Below are 20,770 nucleotides of genomic sequence, written 5' to 3' on the forward strand. Positions count from 1 at the left end.
GTTTTTCAAGAGGGCGTAATCCTGCGAATGAGCGAGCATACGTGAGAAAATTCCTTAATACCGAGGGAAGTAATGGGGCAGATAACGCAACAAAGTCTTCCTGCATTCGTTTAAGTATTTAGAACGGTTTGGGGGACGAAGAGACATGAATGTAAAACGGATGATAGTAGGAATTGCAATCCTAATTATACTTTTAAGTTCTTTCGCACTAACACCTTTTGGTAAAAACCTAAGAATCGATACTGCTGAAATGTTAATTCCAACCCGACTTCAAGATGAGACCTGGATTCTTGTGGGAAAAGATAAAAGAGATGAACTGATAAAAGAGTTTGAAGAGAAGTACGGTATGCCTTAAACACCCTCGGAGTACGATAGTGGAGGCCCCTATGCGGCCTGGTCCGACATAGGCATTTCGCATTAAGCTATTGGGACACGCTAGTGCAATAAGGCTATATATGATCGGCGGCCTTGTTGTGAAACCATTCGGCCTTGCGCAGAGCAGGTTGATGGCCTTCATCGATCCCAGGACGAAGGATTTGGGTGAAGCCAAGCAGGTACTGAAGAAATTGGTCGGCCGATAAAAGCTACGGGGGATGCGGATGCGAATGGGTGGCGTCGGCTTTGTTGCTAGACGGGCAGTAAAGTTCAATTTTTTACAGCAGCGTTCGTCAGCATTACTGGGAACCAAACGAACACCTATACTGACGATTTCACCTTTTGGCAGGGCAAGATCGTCCGTGTAGTGAGTGACCTGCAAGCGGCACTGGCCTGCCACCAGTCCATCCTTTTCAGCTCCATCCGGTCGTCACCTTTGGCATAGCCGCCATTGTTAGCGCGATTTTGGTGGGGGTTCGAGTGGATAAAAGGTCACTGCACGTTTTAGATGACTATACGACTGGACAAAGATCCTCTTATACTTTAGATGAAATCAGTCGAAGACGAAAAAACCTAATGAGGAGTACTCTAGATGAAGTATTATATACTCAGCAGATGGTTGCTTGTCTTCATAGTAATCGGAAGAATTATTGATGCTAACTTGAATTTTAAGTTTGAAACTATATATTTTGTATTAGTAATTTTGCAATTAATATTGCTTATTACTTACAAGGTATTAATGGATACAGTAACATTTAGAACTTCATTTAAATACCCCTATCCGCAGACTTTAACGGAAAGGGGTATTTTAGAAAGATGAAATTCGTTTGAAGCTTTTACGGGAGTTCCGGTAATGAAACAGTGGTCAAACAAACCAAACTTCCGGCCGGAGCATTGACCGAAACCGTACCTGTGTTACCGGAGTTTACATTTCCTGCGTTCGACAATTGGCCGCTGCCGTCGGCATTCCAAATGATCACATTAAAATTCGTGTTGGCCGGCAAATCTCCGATGCTGAACGACGCGGCGGCTTGATCGGTACTGAGCGCGAACAGGGTTAATTCGCTATTCGGGCCTTTATACGGAGTGATCAGTTTGGCCCCTGAAGTGCCGTTGTATCCGAGTACCTGCCAACCTACACTTGTTGCATTTCCAAAGAGCCATTCCATGTAATAAGCAGGGCGAAGGGGCCAACGATCCTGACCGGGTTCTGGGTTGAATACATATCCAATCAGCGAGTAATCCTGATAGCCCATATCGTACTGGGCTCTGTACATATCCCATTTCGAGAATCCACCAAAACCTAAGTTGGCGCCCAGCATATTGAACCACGCCTGTTCAAACGCGCTGATATTGGTTTCGCTAATTGGCGTATAGCTTCCATCGCTGTTTTTGTAATAACCGGCGAGTGTTTGCTTAAGAGCGCCACTCTGATAAGGATTTGGATCATTAATTTTACTGCCGTCGCCATATGTTTTGTAACCCCGAACGCCATACTCCGTAACAAACAGCGGTTTGCGCTTTTCTGGCGCAATGGTATTGTATATGGCTTTAATACCGGTCAACCGCGACTGCAATTTTGCAGTATCCCAGTAATCCCAGTAGATGTGCACAGACCATCCGTCTAGAAGGTCGCCCATATGATCGGCCATGTAGTTGAACCATGCTGCCTGGTTATCGGCAATCAAATCCCCGCCAACAAATTGGATTTGATCGCGAATACCCGCATCCGTCAAGAGTTGGTCGAGCGTGCGGTAATATCGCTCATTGACCGGAATATTCTGGGATATCCATGTGCCTGGGGTATTCGGCTCATTTTGAATCGTAATTTGCTTGATGACGGTTATGCCCTTATTTTTGATCAAATCAACCAAAGTGTTTGCAAAATTCTGCATACGGCTTTGAATATCCGCATCAAGCTGGGCCGGCGTATCCGGTATTGGCTTAGGTGCTGACTGCCATGTAATGTTAACATTAGCCCCGATTTTCTGAGCGAGTTGTACCGTATTATAAAAAGACTCCAATTGGCTGGAGTTACCTGGCAAGAAGTCCTCTTTTGTGATGAAAATTCGGCTCAAGCCAGGTCTTAGGGAAGCAACTTTACTTTCTAAATTATTGGCAACGTCCTCAGGCGGTACATTATTTGTGCCTTGCGTGTTGATCGCCGTATACAGATGCGCATTCATTTGCGAGCCATAGCCCTGGAAGTCGGACACTACTGTCTGATGAGCGTTTATAGCAAACTCAGTAACAGCAGTTTCGGCAGTCAGAACTTCAGTATTACCCGTTTGAGCGGTTTGGACAAGCACCTGAACAGAGATTTGCGTTTGCAGCGGTACGTCACCAAGATCAATGACAGCGCTGCCATTTGGTGAAGAAACGTCTTTACTGTTTTTCGTACTCTGCAGTTGCTCGTTAGTTCCGATCACTTTAACCTGAACTTGTTTAAGCTGATCAGGTGCGGCAATTTGCGCGACGGGGGGCAAAACCGTAAGATACAGTTTGGCGCTCGAATCCTGAGGCCCACGAAGAGCGTAAGCATCGAGTTCAAAAGATTGTCCATTTGACGCAGCGGGATGCTGCCCGCTCGTTTCTGCTCCAGCGAATCCCATCAGTGAGAAGGTCATTACCAGAGAAAGTATGATGGCCATTAACGATTTCTGTTTACCCAATAACTTCATTCATCGATCCTCCTATTTTTTACTAGTGCCAACCAAACATAACTTCCCATATTGGGCTATGCGGTGCTTTAACGCTCCACCTCCATTCATATCTAGAAATCGCTTTCAACATAAATGTATGGCCCAGCTGGCGAAAATAAAATGGCGAAAAGTAGCTATAATATGGCATTTATTATACTAAAATAATTGTTGAGGTAGTTTAAGACACATTTTTAGTAGGTCTTGATTTGAACGCTTATGGATAAAACAACATTTCCATAGCAATAATAGTGGGAAACGTGGATTTTTCTTGGTGTTAATATTCTATAATTCGATTATAATAGAACTATCGAAATGAGTATGGAACGAATTCGAATGATCGCCATACAAAAGCTCGTGATTCAAAGCATGATTCAACAATCTAGCGTGTTCAAGAAAGAAGGGATCGGCGTGGAGAAAGACAGATTATGGAGTCGGGATTTTGTAACGATAAGTTTAAGTCATTTTTTTATTTTTATGACCTTTTATATTTTAGTTGTGACCTTGCCGCAATTTGTACTCGATGAGCTGCATGGGAGTAAGCAAAGCATTGGACTTGTTATCACGCTTTTTGTCATTACTGCGGTCATTTCCAGACCTTTGACCGGAAAGTGGTTAGAAGAGACAAACAGACGAAACCTTTTAAATATTTCATTAATTATTTCTACATTATGTAGCTTGTCCTATACAATCATTGACAACTATTCGGTCCTACTCGTATTGCGGTTTATTCATGGTTTTGCTTTTGGGGTTGTGACTACATCCACTTCAGCCATTGTTCTGGACACGATCCCCGAACATCGGAAAGGAGAGGGAGTTGGGTATTTTAGTTTGTTTATGAGTCTTGCGATGGTCATAGGGCCTTTTGTAGGCTTATGGATAACGACACACATTAGCTATGGATTCATGTTTTCTGCGGTTGTTGTATTTTCGCTACTGTCCTTATTGTTCGGGATGCTTACAAGGTTCCCGAACTACGTGAACCGTTTAACATCAAAGGTAGTTGTCAAAGGGTTTCGACGTTACATGGAGACGGCGGCGATACCCATTTCGATAGCTGGTTTTTTTCTTGCGTTCTCTTATGGTGCCTTATCTACATTTATCTCCGTATACGCCAACACGCTTGGGCTGGAGCAGAGTGCAAGCTACTTTTTTGTCATTCTCGCCCTGATGATCCTCATAACTCGACCTTTTACCGGGCGATTGTTCGATCGAAAAGGAGAGCATGTCCTTGCTTATCCAGGAATGATCTTATTTATGTTCGGGATGATCTGGTTAAGCCAAGCCTATTCGGCTCCTGTCTTTCTTATTACGGCAGGAATAATTGGACTCGGATATGGGGCTATCTTTCCTAGCTTTATGACCATTGCGGTTAAAGCTTCCCCCAGTGATCGCAGAGGAGTCGCTATCAGTACATTTTTAGCGCTTTTTGACTCAGGGTATGGGATAGGCTCCTATTTACTCGGTATTTTTGCAGCAATGACAAGCTATCACATGATGTTCCTGGTCGGTGGACTTATCATGATAGTCACTCTTGTAATTTATTACTTCTTCCATCATCGGAGGCAGCCAATATAATATATCTCACTCATTTCCCCGCATGTTCTTGAAAAATATTACGCGTCATGCGAGATGCTGGTTATGGATTTTGTGCTAAAATTGATTACAAATACGCAACTTTGGAGGTTGAAGTTATGGCAAGTGAGTCGAATAAGAAGAGAGTTGACTCTGCTTCGAGAATCATCAAGGCATCAACGCAAACGATCTATAAGGCATTCGTGGACCCGCGGGCTTTGGTTTTGTGGCTGCCGCCGAAGGGGATGAAAGGCCATATTTTCGAGTTCGACGCTCGGGCCGGTGGAGCCTATCGCATATCCCTATCTTATATCGGAACGGACCATCCAGTAGAAGGCAAGACCTCGGAAGATACTGACGTCTCCAAAGGGAGATTCTTAGAGCTCACCCCGGGAGAGCGAATTGTATGGTCGGTAGAATTCGAGTCTGAGGATCCCGTTTACGCCGGAGAGATGATTATGACATGGACCTTAACAGCTGTTCCGGAAGGCACCAATGTTACGGTCGTTTGTGAGAACGTACCCGAAGGAATTCGGAAGGAAGATCATGATGTTGGATTGAGGTCGACTCTGGAGAATCTTGCCGAATACACCGAATAATAGGTCAATCGATTCGGCGCCCAAGCTTATGAAACGATAAATCGGCTTAACAGCTGGTTGAACTTGTCGCGTTCTTCGTAGAAGGCGCCATGGCCGCTGTACAGAAACGGCACAAGCTGCGAATTACTTATTTTCCGATGCAGCTCCTCGGCTTGCGCGAAAGGAATGACCTTGTCGTGTGTGCCGTGAACGATCAACGTCGGAACGCTTACTTGTTGCACGTCCGCATCCAGATTTTCGTCTCTCAGCATCACGATGACCGCCGCGGTGGACCAGCCCGCCGCCTCCATGCCCAGTTGGAAAAACCAGTCCGAGAACGGCTTCGTGATATATTGGAAGAAAAAGGTGTTCGTAATGCCCCTCATCATATTGGGCCGGTCGTTCAACGTCTCGGCAAGCAGCCGGTCGGCGGTCTCCTTCGTGAAGCCCCGGGGCGCCGCTGCGTCGATAAGGACGAGACGGGATAATCTGCTGTCCCTATAACGGGCCGCATATTTAATCGCGATCCCCCCGCCGGTGGAGTGCCCCGCCAGCGTGAAATGCTGCAAGCGAAGCGTATCGACGACGATGCGGATGTCCTCGGCCAACCGGTCGAACGTATAGCCATGAAACGGTTTATCCGAATTGCCGAAGCCTCTCCAGTCGATGCCTATGCAGCGGTAACCCATCGCGGGCAGCACGTTGAATTGATATTCGAATTGCTTATGACTGAGCGGCCATCCGTGCAAAAAAACGACGGTCTTGCCGCCACCCGGGTTTACGTCTTCCACGTATAACCTTACTCCAGGCTCAACAAGCACATAATATCCCATGGCGATTCCTCCAGTAATAGATGGGTATCGATTAAAAATCTTCTACCCCAAGATACTCGCCTAGAGGAATAATGGTGACTGCCTATTTATCGCCTTGACGGGGAACGGCGCTTTCTAATAAACAGGAACAACACCCAAATCAATGTAGTTGCATAACATGCGTACATAAGCCCATACTGATGGAGGTATGTATGTCATGTTTAAACCACATCCCGCTAATACTGCGATTGTAATAACAGACCCACAAAATGATTTTTTGAGTCCCGTGGGAAAAGGCTTTCATCTAACATTTTGGCTGGAGATTTACTGGAAATGAACAAAAAATGTTATTGGGATTAAGAATGTATCAAGTGGCAAATGCTTACACTCCACCGTCTGTAGGAGCTGATTTTGTTCAATCGTTCAAGCCTTACATTTTTGATAACAGAACAATTGTTTCAACTCCACATAAGGTTGCTAGTCCAGAAACTAATGATTTGGTATACCAGTTACGTCAACATAGAAAAGAAAAGACGATTCTTGCAGGGGTCCTTTCCAACATTTGTGTAGAGTCCCATATGCGGCATTTAATCGAAAATGGGTTTGAAACAGCCGTTGTTTACGATGCCACAGCAGCGACAAGTGAAAGGGATTTTCAAGCAGCCGTCACCAATTACCAAGCATTTGCCAGTGCTACTTGGACAACACAGGAAGCAATTTCACACTTATAAGATTTTCGGGTTTGTGCAGCAACGGAGGATCCCCTCCCTCCTATACGCCAGGGGAGAGGGGAAAGAAAATTGTGAGGAGGGGAGCTAGATGCTAAAATTTCGCGTTGTCAAAAATGTGCTCATCAAGTATGAATATATGGTTCTAATAAAAAAGGTCGATCAATTTGGAGTGAAATATTATTTACATGAAGAGGCCATACTTCCCTCGTTCAATGATCTCTCTTTAATTAGGGTATTCAATATTCTAGGAGACCAGGGTTGGGAACTGGCGGTTAAGGAAAATGATGATACCTACATACTTAAACGTCAGAGAAAAGAGGTTAAGTACGACTATTAACATTAGAGAATAAAGAGGATGGGGAAGAGAACAGGAACAGGCGCTGCGGCGACCTGTTCCTGTTCGTTGATTACCCTGGATTAGCTGTTACCCAGGCGGCCGGTTTCACGCTCGGCCTATTATGAGTTTCGCCCCACTCACACATGACTTCCAAAACCGGGATCAACGTCTTTCCATATTCGCTGAGCGCATATTCCACTTTAGGAGGGACCGATGGATAAATCGTTCGTGTCACCAATCTATCGTTCTCCAGCTCCCTAAGATGCTGCGCCAGCATCTTCTGGGTTACCTCGGGAATCAGCTTTTCCAATTCGCTGAACCTCTTCGAGGAGTCCAACAAATGCCATAGGATTAAAGGCTTCCATTTCCCGCCTACAACTTGAATCACCGTCTCGATAGGGCATTGCCTTTCCTCACCAGCCTCCGCGCGGACAAACATGATAGCCCTCCCTGTTCATGCTTACTTTTAAGTAAGTACCCTACATGAAAGTGGGTTCTTAACAAGATTTTAGAGCGATGCTAAGCTTGAGTCAATCCAAAGATAAAAACTTCGAGAGTCATTTTGTAGGAGGGAACGGACGATGAACATTATTGTTTTCGGAGCAACGGGAAATACGGGAAAAAGGGTGCTGGCGCAAGGGGTTAAGATGGGACACCAAATGACCGCATTTGTGCGAAATCCTGAAAAGCTTTATGAACAGCAAGACGAGCATACCGCACAGCAAGTGAACGTCATCGTGAGCGATATCTTGGACCCGGTAAGCGTCAGCGAAGCGCTCTCCCATCAAGACGCCGCGATTGTTGCAGCCGGTCATGCGGGTCAGGGAGAAGAGTTCGTTCGTATCGTCGATAACATTGTAAGCCAATGTGAAAACCACCCCAGTTTCTCTGGGCGGGTATGGTTAATGGGAGGCGCCGGCCTGCTGGATATTCCATATACCGATCTCATCGGCAACAATTTGCCCGGCTTCCCGCCCATGTATAAAAATCACAATCGGAATCTCGAGAGGCTGCAGCAGACTCAGCTCGATTGGTCCATTATGTGTCCAGGAACGATGATTGATTCGATAGAGCATCCGGCGCCGGTTCGTCTGCATGTGACAACGGAAACCTTGCCCGTGCCCATTCCGGAGACGATAAAGGAACTTTCCGAGGCCGAGATAGCCGGTCATTTGTTCAGTCGGTTACAAGAGCTGGATGTCGCTTATGAGGATGTGGCGAGTTGTATGTTGAACCATATCGAACTCTCAGGGCCGTTTAAATGGAAAAGGGTCGGTCTCGCCTACCGTAGCAATATTCCGGTGAGCTGAGGAGGAGAATAAGGATGAGTTTGTTTGGATTGCTGCTCGTTTTGCATATATTGGCGTCGATTGCCGTAATCGGTCCCGCTTTCGTGGTGCCCGTCATCCGTAGATCCGCCAGAACCGCCGGCCAGCTTCGCTTTGCTTTCGATATAACGACCAAGCTCGCCATACTGCCCAAAATTGGCGGAGCCGTACTTATTATTACCGGGGTTTGGCTCATGATCATAACCACGATGGGATTGTCCCAGATGTGGCTGAATTTAGCCATCCTGCTATCGCTGCTCATGATCGTTATAATAGGCGGATTGATCGAGCCGCGTATGAAAAAGATCATGCAGAACCTATCCGAAAGTCAAGACCAAGGAGATGAAGTTCCTGACGAGTTCGCACGAGCCATGAAAAAGATCGCGCCGCTCGAGTCGATGTCACAGCTGCTGATGATTGCAATAACCGTGCTTATGGTCGTTAAACCATTTTAAAGAAGTCCTCAGGCAGCCGCATTATGGGCTGCTTGTTCTACTAACCGGGATAGTGGCAACAGGATTTTTATTAAATGTCTAGAATACCTTTTTTAGGTGTTTTTGTGTAAAGTCCACTGGGAGGGGATCCAAAGAAAATGGCGGTCAAACTTACGGATAACCGAAAAGTTCTTAAATCGGTCTACCAACTTAAGCCGAACATCATTGTAATACATGAAATTCCTGACTTGAATTTCTTAGTGATTGAGAATGAAGGCAGAAGAGAAGACTTGGTTAAGGAAGAGCCCTCCCTTATTTGGATGTTTTCCCGGGTTCAGAATCAGTTAAGAAGTATGACTTCGAAACGGATGGAATATAATTTCCGGCATATGCCATTTGAAATGATTTGGCATGTTCAACAACCCGATGGGTTTTGGAAACGCACCGTTATGGTTCAGGTTCCGGAGCAAATTGACCAGCAACTCGTGAACGAAGCGGTTCACAGCGTGAGAACCAAGAATAAAGACAGGGATTTTTGTACGCCTGCATTCAAACGGATCACCCAAGGATTATGTGCGCACACTTTGCATCTTGGACATTATGACGAGATAACAAGTACAGAAAGCAACATCATAGACACTGTCGGTTCCCAAGGTTTTCGTTCCCGTGGTCGGACTCGCGAAATATATATGAATCCGCCGAACTGGAATCCTGTTGAAAATTGGCAAACGATCGTTCGGGTTCCTATTGAACGGATTTAAGCTCTCACAGGATACGAATAATTGGCATAATCAGAATAAAAAAAAAGGATGGCGAAATTGCCATCCTTTTATTGCTCAAACCAGCTCCATTTTCAATCGCTTAAGCCAGTTGCTGCTGTTCCCTGGCCTGCGGGTCAACCAATTCCCCTCTATTACACAGTCGCACAAAGGCGGAGACGCATTCGGGATCAAAGTGGGTGCCGCTGCCCTCGACAATCAGCTGCAACGCGCGATCTTGCGACCAGGGTTCGCGATATGATCTTCGCGAAGTCAACGCATCGTATACGTCGGCGATGGCAAGGATTCTAGCGAGCAGTGAAATCTCTTTGCCTTTCAGCTTGTCCGGATACCCGGTCCCGTCCCATTTTTCGTGATGGTGCCGGATGACGGACAGTTCTTCGGTCATGAAGCCAATATATTTGCACATTTCGTAGCCTATCTCAGGATGCTGCTCGATCACGATTCTCTCGTCCGCAGTTAACTTACCCGGTTTATTCAGGATCTCACTAGGAACTTGGATTTTCCCAACATCGTGAATGAGACCGCCCCGAGCTAGGGCTTGCAATAGTTCGGAATCCAGATTCATGGCCTGGGCCAGCTGCAGTCCGTACATGGCTACCCGGTAATTGTGACCTGCTGTATAAGCATCCTTGGTTTCCGTGGCGACAATCAGATTTTGCATGCTTCTGGAGATGCTAATGCGAGGTTGACCCCAAGATGGATGCCTATTGACCTGATGAAAGGTTTGAAATACGGATATATTCGACTGATACTGGGCTATGATCCCGTACAACAGCATCAGGGCCGACACCGCGAGGATGACATGATACAGCCACCAGGCCAATGTCCACATCATAGTTGTGATCATGACACACTCTGTGATGGATAGGAGAATGGAACCGAATACGATAGCCGCATGCAAGGGAAATTTGACTAACTTAAATTGATGAAAATATTTCTTGGCCCCCCAAAGATACAGGAAGACGGTGAGAAAAGCCATCACATAGTTTAGCGGTATTAAATCGATAGGTATCAATTCGGAAATGCTGGGATCCATAAGAGCCGCGATATTCATCAGAATGATAAAGGTTAGCCAACCGACGACAACACTCCTGCGATGCTTCGACACATAGCGGATAAAGGAGTGGTCCGATGGAAGGGTCGATAGGAAAATCCAGACGGCGCACGTTGTCATCGCGACTTGTGAGGCCACACCTGCCAAATGGTATTGATCGGCAATAATGAACCCAGGGGTCGAAAGCGCGTGAATCAGAAAAAATCCGGTGAGAGATAAGATCGCTAACGCTAGCATAAGCACATTCATATCCCGGAGTCGAATCCCCGTCCAGCCAACGGCAATGGCACTGATGGCCAGCGCCAAGAGGGTTGGAGTAATAACGTAAAAGTGGAAACGAGGGAGACCCCACATGGTAAGGTTTCCAGGGAACGTTAGTAAATACGCATACGCAAGAAGAAGAATGACAGTGATGATAGAAATGGTTATGACTAAAGAGCGCGTTGTACGTGGCATCATCATTCCAACTTTCGATGCAAGCTAATATTTTACTAATAGGCTTATGCTCAAATTATACACGAACGTTGTTAAATCCTGCTAGTAACTCGTTCGGTAACTTGAACTAAAAATCGCCCTCCCACCAGTGTATGAAGCCGAAGGGGAGGGCGATTTTTGCTAGTAATCGTTATTTCAACGCCTTAACCCAGGTGATCAACGCGTCGGCGTATTCCTCCACCAGATGCTTGCCTTTCTGAGCGAGCACTTCGTTCTGGAAGGCATCCAACTGCCCGTGTGTCAGCTTGGTTATAAGTGAATTCTGAACGCCTTCCGCACCCGGCCCTGTGACCCATTGACGAATCAGGTTAATCAGGCTCATCTGGGTAGCACTCACCGTATACTCGGCCGTCACGGTGGATACGTGCCCGGCTGCGTCTTCCGCCTGCGCCGTTACCGTATGCGTGCCCGGAGTCAGCTTATAAGCAGGGGTATCAACGAGAGGGGACGCGCATGAACTGTAGGTGACGCCCGACACAGTATCGGAAGCCGTACACGTAATCATTACGTTCTGATCCACCGTATACGTACTCGCCCCGGCGATCTGGATAACCGGCAGCGTCTTATCGACATTGAGGGTGAGTGATTGGACGGCTTCCTCGTTCCCGGCCTTATCGACACTCATGTATTCCATAACGTTGGCTCCTTCTTGCGATACCGCAACCGGCTGCGAGTACGGGGTCCAAGCACTCCCATTAAGTCGGTATTGGGTTGAGGCGGCGCCCGACAAGTTGTCTTCCACCGATAGGGTCACCATGCCATCCGAGACGTACCAGCCGTTCTTGCCTGTCGCCGGACTCACTGCCGCTTGTGTGACCGGCGGCGTCCGATCGACTACAAGGGTCAACTTCTGGGAGACGGCAGAAATTCCGTTAGCCAGTACCGCCGTGGCCCAAACTTCAGCGGAGCCTTCGCCGACCGCGTTAACTAGACCTTTCGCATCGACTGTGGCCACAGCAGGATTGCTAGTGAAATATTGAATGGCGGCGCCGGTCAGATTTCGAGTGGTCCGGCCTTTCTCCAACTGCGCGGCCAAGGTCAGCTTGATCGAACCGCCCGGTTTTAAAGCGGGATTAGAAGCCGTGCTCAGCAGTAATTGATTGGTAAATCCCGCCTGCAGAGACGGGTCCGAATATTGGATCAGATGAGTTCCGCGGATGAAGTAGAAGTTGCCGAAGTCGTCCTGCGCCAAGCCTGTCCGTGCGTCATTGTCCAGAATCGACATTTGCTTGGTGACGGCATCCAGTTTGAAAAAGGCGCTGTCCGTATTGTACAGTCCATAGACATTGCCGTCCGTTCCGATCGTCATCACGACGTTCCGCCACTCGGCTTGCCCTTTGTAGAGAAACTTAGGATCCGAATATACGACTTGCCGTGTTTCCGTATCAAAGATGAACAGCGTGCCGTTGGCAAAGCCCCATAAATTGCCGTCCGGTCCGGTGATCAGGGAGGTGATAGCGGTTGCCCCCGGTACCGGCACAACTTCAAACGACTTCTGTCCGGATTTCATCTCGAAGCCGAACAATTTAGCCTCTTTGGCGACGGGAACGCTTCCAAGTCCTCCGAAAATCGTAGTACCGCCGTATAACGTTCCGTTTTTATAGGCAAGGGAAACGACCGATTGATTCGGCACGATACTTTTATAAACCGCCGTCTGCTTGGTACTAACGTCATACAGCGCCATAGCGCCTTCCACGCTTCCGTAAGACGCGATCGTACCCATGGCGACTTTGTTTTCCTTCTGAAGTCCGAGTACGGCATAGGGCCGGTTTTGTCCACTCGATTCCAATTCGTTAACTGAGCTTCCTGCGATTGTGACTGGATCGTATTCGAACAATTCCGCTCTCGGGTAGACGCCGGCGTACACCTTGTCGTTCAGCACCCCAAACCCTTCCACTTGTCCGAGTCCCGGAGTTTTGACGACTGCCCCGTTCACGGGGTTGTAGGACGTAATGCCGCCGCCGGACAAAAAGCCCCCCATTTGGATCCGGCCGTCGGGCGCGTTCACGATCGCATTGATGTTCCGGTCTGTAAACGGCAACCCCATGTCATAAGTGATCGCCGCTTTGTTAAGCGGAATGCTGTATTTGAACATGCGGCCCGATGTTCCAGCCAAACCGACCAGCGTCCATCCGGGCCAGGCCGGATCGTTCAATTCGACGAACTCCATGGAGACCGGGGTCAGCGTGACTCTCGAGCTTCCAAGGTCCAGCAATTTCTTTTCCACATTCGTACCGAGGTCGTATTCATAGATTGTATTCAAGTAGGCGTAGTAGATTTTGTTTCCCGCCGGTGATTTCAGCGAGATGCCTCTCGAGAGCCAAGGCAGCTCCCTAATGACCTGGTTAGTCGCCGTATCGTAAACGACCATCGTTTGTTTTTTACCGATAAACAGTTTTCCATCGATATACCGCAGTTCCGTGATGAACGGATCTATCAATTCGTCCGGGGACATCAGTTCCTTCTTTGCCATCGTGGCAAGGTCGATTTCCACCAAATGCGCGTGGGATCCGATTCCTGCGTACAACTTATTTTGGTCCGGGTTATACGCTAGCGCGCGAACATAATTTTCTCCGGGAACGACGACCCCGAGATCTTTCGTTTCATTGGTCGCCGGATCGTATTCGAATACTTTTCCGTTCTGATAAGTGCCCCCGTATATTTTGCCGTCCTTTCCCTCCACCAGGCTGTAGCCGTACGTTTCGCCCGGAATTTTTCCGATATTGGTCAACGTCTCGGTCGAGGGATCGAATTTGTAGGAGTACCCATAGGCATAGGTCCCAATGTAAACGTTTCCGTTTTTGTCCGTTACTAAACTCCAAGAGCCTGCGGCTTCGTCCAGCGGAAGCTGGCGAATGACCTTGCCGGAGTCAATGTTATAAGTGGCGAAAATAGCCGGTGCACCGGCAACGACGGTGTATAAGACATTGGAGCCTTTTTCCTTGCCAAACGATGAAGTCATAACCAAGATGCTGCCCGGGAACATTGTACCGAGGTCCTTGACGTTCGCGTTGCCAGCATCCGCCGATGCATGACGGTTCAACCCTAGTAAGCTTGCAAACAAACTCAGTGTCAGAACCAGTGAAACTAGGCGTACTCTCATCATTTGCACTCCTTTTAATTGAATTTAATTACCAATTAATTGGTAACCCGTTTAAGTATAAGAAAATGTATTCGTTTCGGATGGCCAGATTCTTAAAAAATATAGACAATATTTCCAAAACCATCTCAAGGTGGTCGAGAAGCTGCAGATGCTTTTGGGGCTATTATCGGCCGTGTACCTAAAACAACTTCGAATTATTTCATACAAATAAAGGGAAATCTATTCCGTAAGCGTATATTATTAAGTGATCGTGGGTGATGTTGTCGGCTTCTATATAGGCAAAAAAGGAGATGCAGGCTTTGAGCAAAAAGATAGATTATAAAAAAGATTTTAAGCAACTCTATGTGCCAAAAACGGTGCCGGAAATTGTGGTAGTTCCGAGGATGCCATTTTTTATGGTCAGTGGATCTGGGGACCCGAATGGCGAGGAATTCGCCAAAGCAACAGAAGCTTTGTACAGCTTGAGTTATGCGGTGCGAATGTCCTACAAAAGTGAAGATGTACCCGTTGAATATTATGAATATACGGTTTTTCCACTTGAGGGCGAATGGGACTTGCTTGATCGGTCAAAACCCGCGACAGACAAAAACAATTTTAAGTATACGATCATGATCCGCCAGCCTGATTTTTTGACGCAAGAAATGTTCGAGCGATTTTTGGAACAGACGAAAAGGAAAAAACAAAACCCGTACCTGGAGAAAGTTCGATTCGAGCATGTGGAAGATGGATGGAGCTGTCAAATGATGCATATTGGTAGCTTTGACGAGGAGCCGGAAAGTTTCGCCCGAATGGAAGCCTTTTGTACGGAACATGGATTCAATCGTTCAAGCAAAATTCACCGGGAAATCTATTTGTCCGATCCCCGTAAGACTGAACCCTCAAAGATGAAAACGGTGTTAAGGTTCCCTGTAAACAAACCCTGATATTCGGATATTAGAATTCGAATATAGGATCGGAGGGATGATCCATGAAAATAGGAACGGCTCGAGCGGCAGCAACGGAGTGGGTCATGCAGTTTATTAGTCAGGAAGCCTGGTTCATGGGGGCGTATTTCAGCGGCTCGACGGTTGGTCAGCCGGATGACATGATGATGGCAGTGGGCTCCGACATTGATGTTGTTGTTGTTACCACTGAAGCAAACCCACCTCTAAAACTGGGGAAGTTCATCTACCGAGATGCGCTGATCGAAATATCCTTCTTGTCGTGGAACCAGATCGCCTCTGCCGAGGAGGTTCTGACATCGTATCACCTAGCCGGCAGCTTCCGCGTGGACACCATCATTGCAGATCCTACCGGACAGCTGCGCGGCGTGCAGCAGAAGGTGTCGCGTCATTTTGCCGAGAGGGAATGGGTGCGGCGCCGCTGTAACAACGCTAGGCAGAAGATAGAGCTTGGGTTACGGAACATCGATTGGACAGCACCATGGCATGACCAGATTATGGCATGGTTGTTCATGACCGGAGTCACCACACATGTCCTTCTCGTCGCCACTCTTCGCAACCCTACCGTGCGGCTTCGCTACCTGGCTGTGTACAACGTACTTCAGGAGTTCGGGCGAACCGACATCTATCCGGAATTGTTGAGGCTGCTAGGCTGCGAGCATTGGACCCCGCAGCGCACCAGCCATCATCTGAGCGCGCTTGCCCGTACTTTCGACGTCGCTGCGGCGCACGCCAAGACCCCATTCTTCTTCAGCAGTGACATCACCGCCGCTTCACGACCGATTGCGATTGACGGTAGCCGTAACCTTATCCGCGACGGATATCACCGCGAAGCCGTGTTCTGGATCGGGGCGACCTTCGCCCGGTGCCACAAAATACTCTCCACAGACGCCCCAAAACTGCAAGTTGAGCTAGCTCCGGCGTTTGAGGAATTTCTAATCGACCTCGGCATCACCTCGCCTGACACCCTTGTCCGACGTGCCGAGGAGGTTCTGCAGTTTCTACCGCGGCTCTGGGACGAGGCGGAATCGATGATGCTGGCCAATTGCGAGATTTTGTAAGGAGTGGAACCGGTTGAAGAAGTTTATTTTGGGTTTGGCCTTCGGTATTGCTTTAAGTGCTACGACAGCAGTTTACGCAACAGACGCCATTCAAGCTGTTAGGCAAGTTTTTATTAATGGCAATAGGCTTAATACAAATGTTCAAATTACTGAAGATGGAACTACAATGATTTCGGCGAGGACGCTAGCTGAAACACTTGGGGCGAAAGTGAATTGGAACGGGCAAACAAATACGGTCGAAATCACTAATCCATATCCTTATTTTGTAGCCTCACTTCTTCACGGAAAGTACAGCTTTTCATATGAAATTATTGGCGAAACCAAAACCACGAACCCAAAAGCGACTGTGATCTATTCTGAGGGGTATAAAGATATTCCAGAGAACACGGATTTTCAAAAGCTTTTCTTATTACTGCTTGTTGACCAACTAGATCAAAACATGAATTCCAACCGGATTGAATTTTGGTCCAATAAGGAGAACGCTATTACTTATGTATCGGGGAATTATGAAAATGATGGAATAGAAGGTTGGTCAGGTATGAACTCACGTTTTGGTTTGTTAGTCAGGGATGGTGAACAAGTCTCTCTCTCACATATTCTAAGTATACATGAACGCGACATAATCTCTTTTGGCAAATATAAAGGTCAATAGACCAAGTGAAAGATTCGCCTCAACTCCCTCGGCACGATTGCAAATCGTTACACGACGGCAGCCGGACAGATGATCGGCTGCCTTGCTTCCAATTATTACACTCTAAAGCGAGGAACTGACTATGACGAAGCGTTCGGAAGTTGAGCATTGGAACGAGGTATTTTTCGAACAGAAGCTCGGCAAGCCACAAGGGGATTTTTGGCTGGAAAAATATGAGCCGAGGCTGGTATCGGCTCAAGATGGACCGGTTATTGATCTTGGCTGCGGTTCTGGCTGCGACTCTTTGTTTTTAACGGAAAGAGGTTATCGGGTCATCGCCTGCGACTTCTCCTCAAATGCGTTGGCGATTATACACAAAAATATTCCGGGCGCAGAAACAATGCAGTTCGATATGACGGGCGGATTGCCGTTTCCGGATAGCAGCGCGAGGGCGATTGTCGCGGACTTGTCACTGCATTATTTTCACTGGGACAATACTGTTTCTATCGTTGGCGAAATCGCGAGAGTTGTTGGCACTGGTGGTTTGCTGCTAGCCCGATTGAATTCCACACGTGATGTTCATTACGGTGCCGGGCAGGGAATCGAATTGGAACACCATTATTATGAGCGGGAGGGGCAACGGAAACGATTTTTTGACAAAGCAGACTTGGAGCGGTTATTTGACGGATGGGCGATCGACGTGTTGACGGAAACAGACATGCACCGCTATGGGAAGCCGAAAATTTGCTGGGAGCTGGCGGCAAGTGTTCGCTGGTAGCACACATTAGTGATACCAGAGAAGCATTATAGAGATATTTTCGATATCCCTGAAGACGAATTGGTGTTTGAGGGATGTTCCAATATTTTAGATCGTTCCGCACAAAGAAACCCGGACCTCTTTGAAAAAAGAAGTCCGGGTTTTTCGCGTTGACATTGCCGCTTTTACTGCAAATACAGTCTGCCTTCGGAAGGCGTCATTCCTTTGAGTTCCTTGTAAACCCGTGAGAATGTCCGGAAGTTGTCAAATCCGACCTCCAGCGCGATTTCGGATATGCTGAGATTCGTCGTCTGGAGATAGCAGGAAGCCCTCCCGATTCGAAGCTCATGCAAATATTCGATAAACGATTTGCCGACGATACTTTTGAACACGTGGCTTAAATACGAAGAGTTCCAGTCGAGCTGCTCGGACACCGACGATAGCGTCAGCGGCTCGTTGTAATGGAGATGCATGTGCTTAAGCACTTCAAAAATATCCCGTTTCCGGTCTTGCAAAAGCAGGATGTCCGGTTCCCGGCTTTTCTGGCAGGTGCGGATATAAAAGACTAGCGCTTCCAACAGCTTGGAACGAATCATCGTATTTTTGCCGTCATTAGAAGAGTGGTATTCCATAAACAAGTCTTCCATTATTCTCGTCAGATGCCGAGATTGTTGTTCCGTCAGCTGCCCGAAAGAAGGGAGCTCTTTCCCTGCCGTCAGCAGCCTCGTACCGAGCCATTTGTCCGGAGGCGAGGAAAATAGAATGCTCAGGTCAAACATGCAGCAATACTTCGTGACCGTATGACCGGGCTCGATCAAGATTTCGTGCATATGATGGGGCATCAGCAAGGAAACCGTTCCCCGGTGCAGAGGGTGGGGCCTGCCGTTCAGGATTTCTTGCGCCGTACCGTCGATTACAAAGGAAAGCTCCGCAAAGTTGTGATGATGGAGCGGATACTTCCGCGACAGCTTGTTCAGCAAAATATAAAAGGGCAGATCGTCCTTGCCGAACATATTGTACGTCAGAATGTCCTGATACTGAGGAAAAACAGACATCGCGCATCACCCGTTTCATTCAGAAATAATAGCCTATTCCTTAAAAAAACGAACATGCAACAAATAATTTGGAACACAAGCGGAGCCGCATTCTTTTATTGTAAAAGAAGGCTGACCGCACCATAGAAGGCACAGACCAAACAGCTACAACAATTATAAGGTAAAGAGAGAATTTTTTTCAATGAAAAGAAAACGCTTTAATATCACTGCCGGCATTATCGGCCGCAATGGCAAATGTTGTGATTATGAGATGATATCAGGAAAAGAGGGGTGGATTTGTTATGCAGTCACGAGTTGCGGCGCTGAATAATCCTCCTTCCCTGCTCTACTCGCTGAAAAGCAGAGTGATTGTTATTCTCCTCCTAAACACAATTATTCCCGTTCTTCTGATCGGCTGTCTTTCCTATTATTCGTTAATCTCTATCTTTGACAACAAAATTCATAACAGCATCCAAAAAAGCTTGCAGCAAGTGAGTTTTGCGCTTGAAAACGAATTAAACGTGTTAAATCAAGCAGCCATGCAGCTCTCGTTCGAACAAGGCATCGGGAAACAGTTCGACCGCTATTTATCATCAACCGATATGTATGAGAAATCGCAAATCGAGCGGGACATACAAAATTACATCGATTTAATGATATATACGAATCCGAATGTCGGGCTTACCTATTATTACTTTTCCGATACGGGAAAAACCGCATTTAAAGAAGTGGGCATCAGAGCGGAGTTTAATCCGGAACAGCTGCGCCAATTAACATCTTTCAGCAGAATTAACTACCATGTCCCTCACCGAACAATGAACCCTTCTTCCGATGCGCTTGTACTGTCGGTTGATAAAAAAATATTACTGCCCGGATATGACAATCTGCATGTTTACGTTGAAACAAATCTTTCCATGCTGAACAATATCATCAGCAGCAATAATACCGGCATGAATGAAAATCATCTGATGATCGACGACGAGGACCGCATTGTATACAGCGAGAACGAGCGTGCATTCCCGATCGGCTCAACCTTTTTGCAAACGCATTCAGGCAAAATGGCCAACAATAATCACTATGTTTTTGTACAAAATACGAAACAGGATTGGAAAGCGGCAATCGTCATTCTTGAAGCCTCCTATGAAATGGAGAAGAATGCATGGGTCATGCGATATGCCGTAATGATCGTTCTTTCGGTAGGGGCTGCTCTTTTCTTGGCATGGCTGCTGTGGAAATCGCTTTACCGGCCGCTTTCGGGCATCAACAAAGAAATTCGTTCTTTGCAAAACAGCGATTTTCATTCGCCGCTTCATTACCCTCATATTGCCGAGTTCGATTTTTTGCTGGACAGGTTTCAGCAAATGAGAGAGCGAATATGGGAGTTGATTGTAGAGGCGGAAGAGAATGAGAAGAAAAAGGCGAAGCTGGAGGTTGAAAAGCTGCTGTTTCAGATTAACCCGCATTTTATCCATAATACGCTCGATACCATTCGCTGGGAGGCGAGACTGCACGGTCACAAAGAATTGGACCGCATGATCTCGATGCTCAATAAAGTGCTCTATTACAACATGGGCAAGGGGGGCACTGCAACCATCCGGCAGGAAATAGAGATTCTGAAGGACTATGTGACGCTGCAGCAAATCCGTTACGATTTTGAATTTGATGTCAGGATCGAGGCGGATGACAAGCTGCTGGAAGTGGCCATTCCCCGCTTTCTCCTGCAGCCGCTCGTTGAGAACGCGTTGTATCACGGGCTCAACGACAACGGAAGGATACAAGTAAAAGCGGCTTACGATGACAGCAGGCGGTTCATCCGCATCGAAGTCAGCGACAATGGAGCGGGAATGGAAGAGGAGGATCTCCGACGGCTTGTGACCGGTGAATCCGCAGAGAGACGCAAAAGCGGTATGGGCATCGGTATCCGGTATGTCAGCCGGATGATCGACATGCAGTACGGCGGGAGGGCGAAGCTGGAGGTGCACAGTACGGTCGGCAAGGGAACGAGTATGGTGCTGTATGTTCCGATCGAGGAGGACATTTGAG

19 protein-coding genes are annotated in these 20,770 nt (G+C 47.3%); 13 read left to right on the top strand and 6 right to left on the bottom strand.

The features are described from left to right. Positions 1 to 145: 145 nt before the first annotated feature. A complete protein-coding gene (locus ACI5FR_RS19415; protein ID WP_405457298.1) occupies positions 146 to 355 on the top strand; it encodes a hypothetical protein in 210 nt (69 codons plus the stop codon). 856 nt (positions 356 to 1,211) lie between these two features. Here the strand turns inward: ACI5FR_RS19415 and ACI5FR_RS19420 are convergent. Beyond that, the gene (locus tag ACI5FR_RS19420) at positions 1,212 to 3,056 is read right to left on the bottom strand and encodes a glycoside hydrolase (RefSeq protein WP_405457300.1); all 1,845 of its coding nucleotides are present in this window, start codon (positions 3,054 to 3,056) and stop codon (positions 1,212 to 1,214) included. Positions 3,057 to 3,410: 354 nt separating this feature from the next. Here ACI5FR_RS19420 and ACI5FR_RS19425 point away from each other — a divergent pair, with 354 nt between their 5' ends. Together ACI5FR_RS19425 and ACI5FR_RS19430 are read left to right on the top strand one after the other, a co-directional pair. Continuing rightward, positions 3,411 to 4,652 carry an MFS transporter gene (locus ACI5FR_RS19425; protein WP_405457302.1) on the top strand — a complete coding sequence of 414 codons (1,242 nt, stop codon included), beginning with the start codon at positions 3,411 to 3,413 and terminating at the stop codon, positions 4,650 to 4,652. A gap of 116 nt (positions 4,653 to 4,768) precedes the next feature. Beyond that, the gene (locus ACI5FR_RS19430; protein ID WP_405457303.1) at positions 4,769 to 5,248 is read left to right on the top strand and encodes an SRPBCC family protein; all 480 of its coding nucleotides are present in this window, start codon (positions 4,769 to 4,771) and stop codon (positions 5,246 to 5,248) included. Between the two features lie 26 nt (positions 5,249 to 5,274). Here the strand turns inward: ACI5FR_RS19430 and ACI5FR_RS19435 are convergent, their stop codons facing one another. Then, on the bottom strand, positions 5,275 to 6,060 hold the full coding sequence (locus ACI5FR_RS19435; protein WP_405457305.1) for an alpha/beta fold hydrolase: 786 nt from the start codon (positions 6,058 to 6,060) through the stop codon (positions 5,275 to 5,277). Between the two features lie 341 nt (positions 6,061 to 6,401). Here ACI5FR_RS19435 and ACI5FR_RS19440 point away from each other — a divergent pair, with 341 nt between their 5' ends. Continuing rightward, the gene (locus tag ACI5FR_RS19440; RefSeq protein WP_405457307.1) at positions 6,402 to 6,770 is read left to right on the top strand and encodes an isochorismatase family protein; all 369 of its coding nucleotides are present in this window, start codon (positions 6,402 to 6,404) and stop codon (positions 6,768 to 6,770) included. Between the two features lie 88 nt (positions 6,771 to 6,858). Further along, complete coding sequence (locus ACI5FR_RS19445; protein ID WP_405457309.1) at positions 6,859 to 7,107, top strand: hypothetical protein; 249 nt, start codon at positions 6,859 to 6,861, stop codon at positions 7,105 to 7,107. Between the two features lie 70 nt (positions 7,108 to 7,177). Here ACI5FR_RS19445 and ACI5FR_RS19450 read toward each other — a convergent pair whose 3' ends face one another. Further along, entirely contained in the window at positions 7,178 to 7,546 is a 369-nt protein-coding gene (locus ACI5FR_RS19450; RefSeq protein WP_405457311.1) for a winged helix-turn-helix transcriptional regulator, read from the bottom strand. A 142-nt stretch (positions 7,547 to 7,688) separates the two neighbouring features. Here ACI5FR_RS19450 and ACI5FR_RS19455 point away from each other — a divergent pair, with 142 nt between their 5' ends. The 3 genes from ACI5FR_RS19455 to ACI5FR_RS19465 all read left to right on the top strand — a co-directional run bounded on the left by ACI5FR_RS19455 (position 7,689) and on the right by ACI5FR_RS19465 (position 9,630). Beyond that, positions 7,689 to 8,417 carry an NAD(P)-dependent oxidoreductase gene (locus ACI5FR_RS19455; protein WP_405457313.1) on the top strand — a complete coding sequence of 243 codons (729 nt, stop codon included), beginning with the start codon at positions 7,689 to 7,691 and terminating at the stop codon, positions 8,415 to 8,417. Positions 8,418 to 8,431: 14 nt separating this feature from the next. Further along, the gene (locus tag ACI5FR_RS19460) at positions 8,432 to 8,890 is read left to right on the top strand and encodes a DUF2269 family protein (RefSeq protein WP_405457316.1); all 459 of its coding nucleotides are present in this window, start codon (positions 8,432 to 8,434) and stop codon (positions 8,888 to 8,890) included. A gap of 137 nt (positions 8,891 to 9,027) precedes the next feature. Beyond that, the gene (locus tag ACI5FR_RS19465) at positions 9,028 to 9,630 is read left to right on the top strand and encodes a GyrI-like domain-containing protein (protein ID WP_405457318.1); all 603 of its coding nucleotides are present in this window, start codon (positions 9,028 to 9,030) and stop codon (positions 9,628 to 9,630) included. 100 nt (positions 9,631 to 9,730) lie between these two features. On the opposite strand, the gene ACI5FR_RS19470 is transcribed toward ACI5FR_RS19465, so the two are convergent. Then, a complete protein-coding gene (locus ACI5FR_RS19470; protein WP_405457320.1) occupies positions 9,731 to 11,161 on the bottom strand; it encodes an HD-GYP domain-containing protein in 1,431 nt (476 codons plus the stop codon). Positions 11,162 to 11,330: 169 nt separating this feature from the next. After that, the gene (locus tag ACI5FR_RS19475; protein WP_405457322.1) at positions 11,331 to 14,303 is read right to left on the bottom strand and encodes an OmpL47-type beta-barrel domain-containing protein; all 2,973 of its coding nucleotides are present in this window, start codon (positions 14,301 to 14,303) and stop codon (positions 11,331 to 11,333) included. 299 nt (positions 14,304 to 14,602) lie between these two features. On the opposite strand from ACI5FR_RS19475, the gene ACI5FR_RS19480 reads away from it, so the two are divergent. From ACI5FR_RS19480 to ACI5FR_RS19495, 4 genes are all read left to right on the top strand, one after another. After that, a complete protein-coding gene (locus tag ACI5FR_RS19480) occupies positions 14,603 to 15,226 on the top strand; it encodes a GyrI-like domain-containing protein (protein ID WP_405457324.1) in 624 nt (207 codons plus the stop codon). Between the two features lie 44 nt (positions 15,227 to 15,270). Continuing rightward, the gene (locus ACI5FR_RS19485) at positions 15,271 to 16,305 is read left to right on the top strand and encodes a hypothetical protein (RefSeq protein ID WP_405457326.1); all 1,035 of its coding nucleotides are present in this window, start codon (positions 15,271 to 15,273) and stop codon (positions 16,303 to 16,305) included. A 13-nt stretch (positions 16,306 to 16,318) separates the two neighbouring features. Then, complete coding sequence (locus ACI5FR_RS19490) at positions 16,319 to 16,957, top strand: stalk domain-containing protein (protein ID WP_405457328.1); 639 nt, start codon at positions 16,319 to 16,321, stop codon at positions 16,955 to 16,957. A gap of 121 nt (positions 16,958 to 17,078) precedes the next feature. Beyond that, a complete protein-coding gene (locus ACI5FR_RS19495; RefSeq protein WP_405457331.1) occupies positions 17,079 to 17,714 on the top strand; it encodes a class I SAM-dependent methyltransferase in 636 nt (211 codons plus the stop codon). 164 nt (positions 17,715 to 17,878) lie between these two features. Here the strand turns inward: ACI5FR_RS19495 and ACI5FR_RS19500 are convergent, their stop codons facing one another. After that, positions 17,879 to 18,748: an AraC family transcriptional regulator gene (locus ACI5FR_RS19500; protein WP_405457333.1), complete on the bottom strand. Its 870-nt coding sequence runs from the start codon at positions 18,746 to 18,748 to the stop codon at positions 17,879 to 17,881. Positions 18,749 to 19,029: 281 nt separating this feature from the next. On the opposite strand from ACI5FR_RS19500, the gene ACI5FR_RS19505 reads away from it, so the two are divergent. After that, positions 19,030 to 20,769 carry a sensor histidine kinase gene (locus tag ACI5FR_RS19505; protein WP_405457334.1) on the top strand — a complete coding sequence of 580 codons (1,740 nt, stop codon included), beginning with the start codon at positions 19,030 to 19,032 and terminating at the stop codon, positions 20,767 to 20,769. Position 20,770: the final 1 nt, after the last annotated feature.

The organism is Paenibacillus sp. HJGM_3 (genome assembly GCF_045062745.1).
Lineage (GTDB): Bacteria > Bacillota > Bacilli > Paenibacillales > NBRC-103111 > Paenibacillus_AA.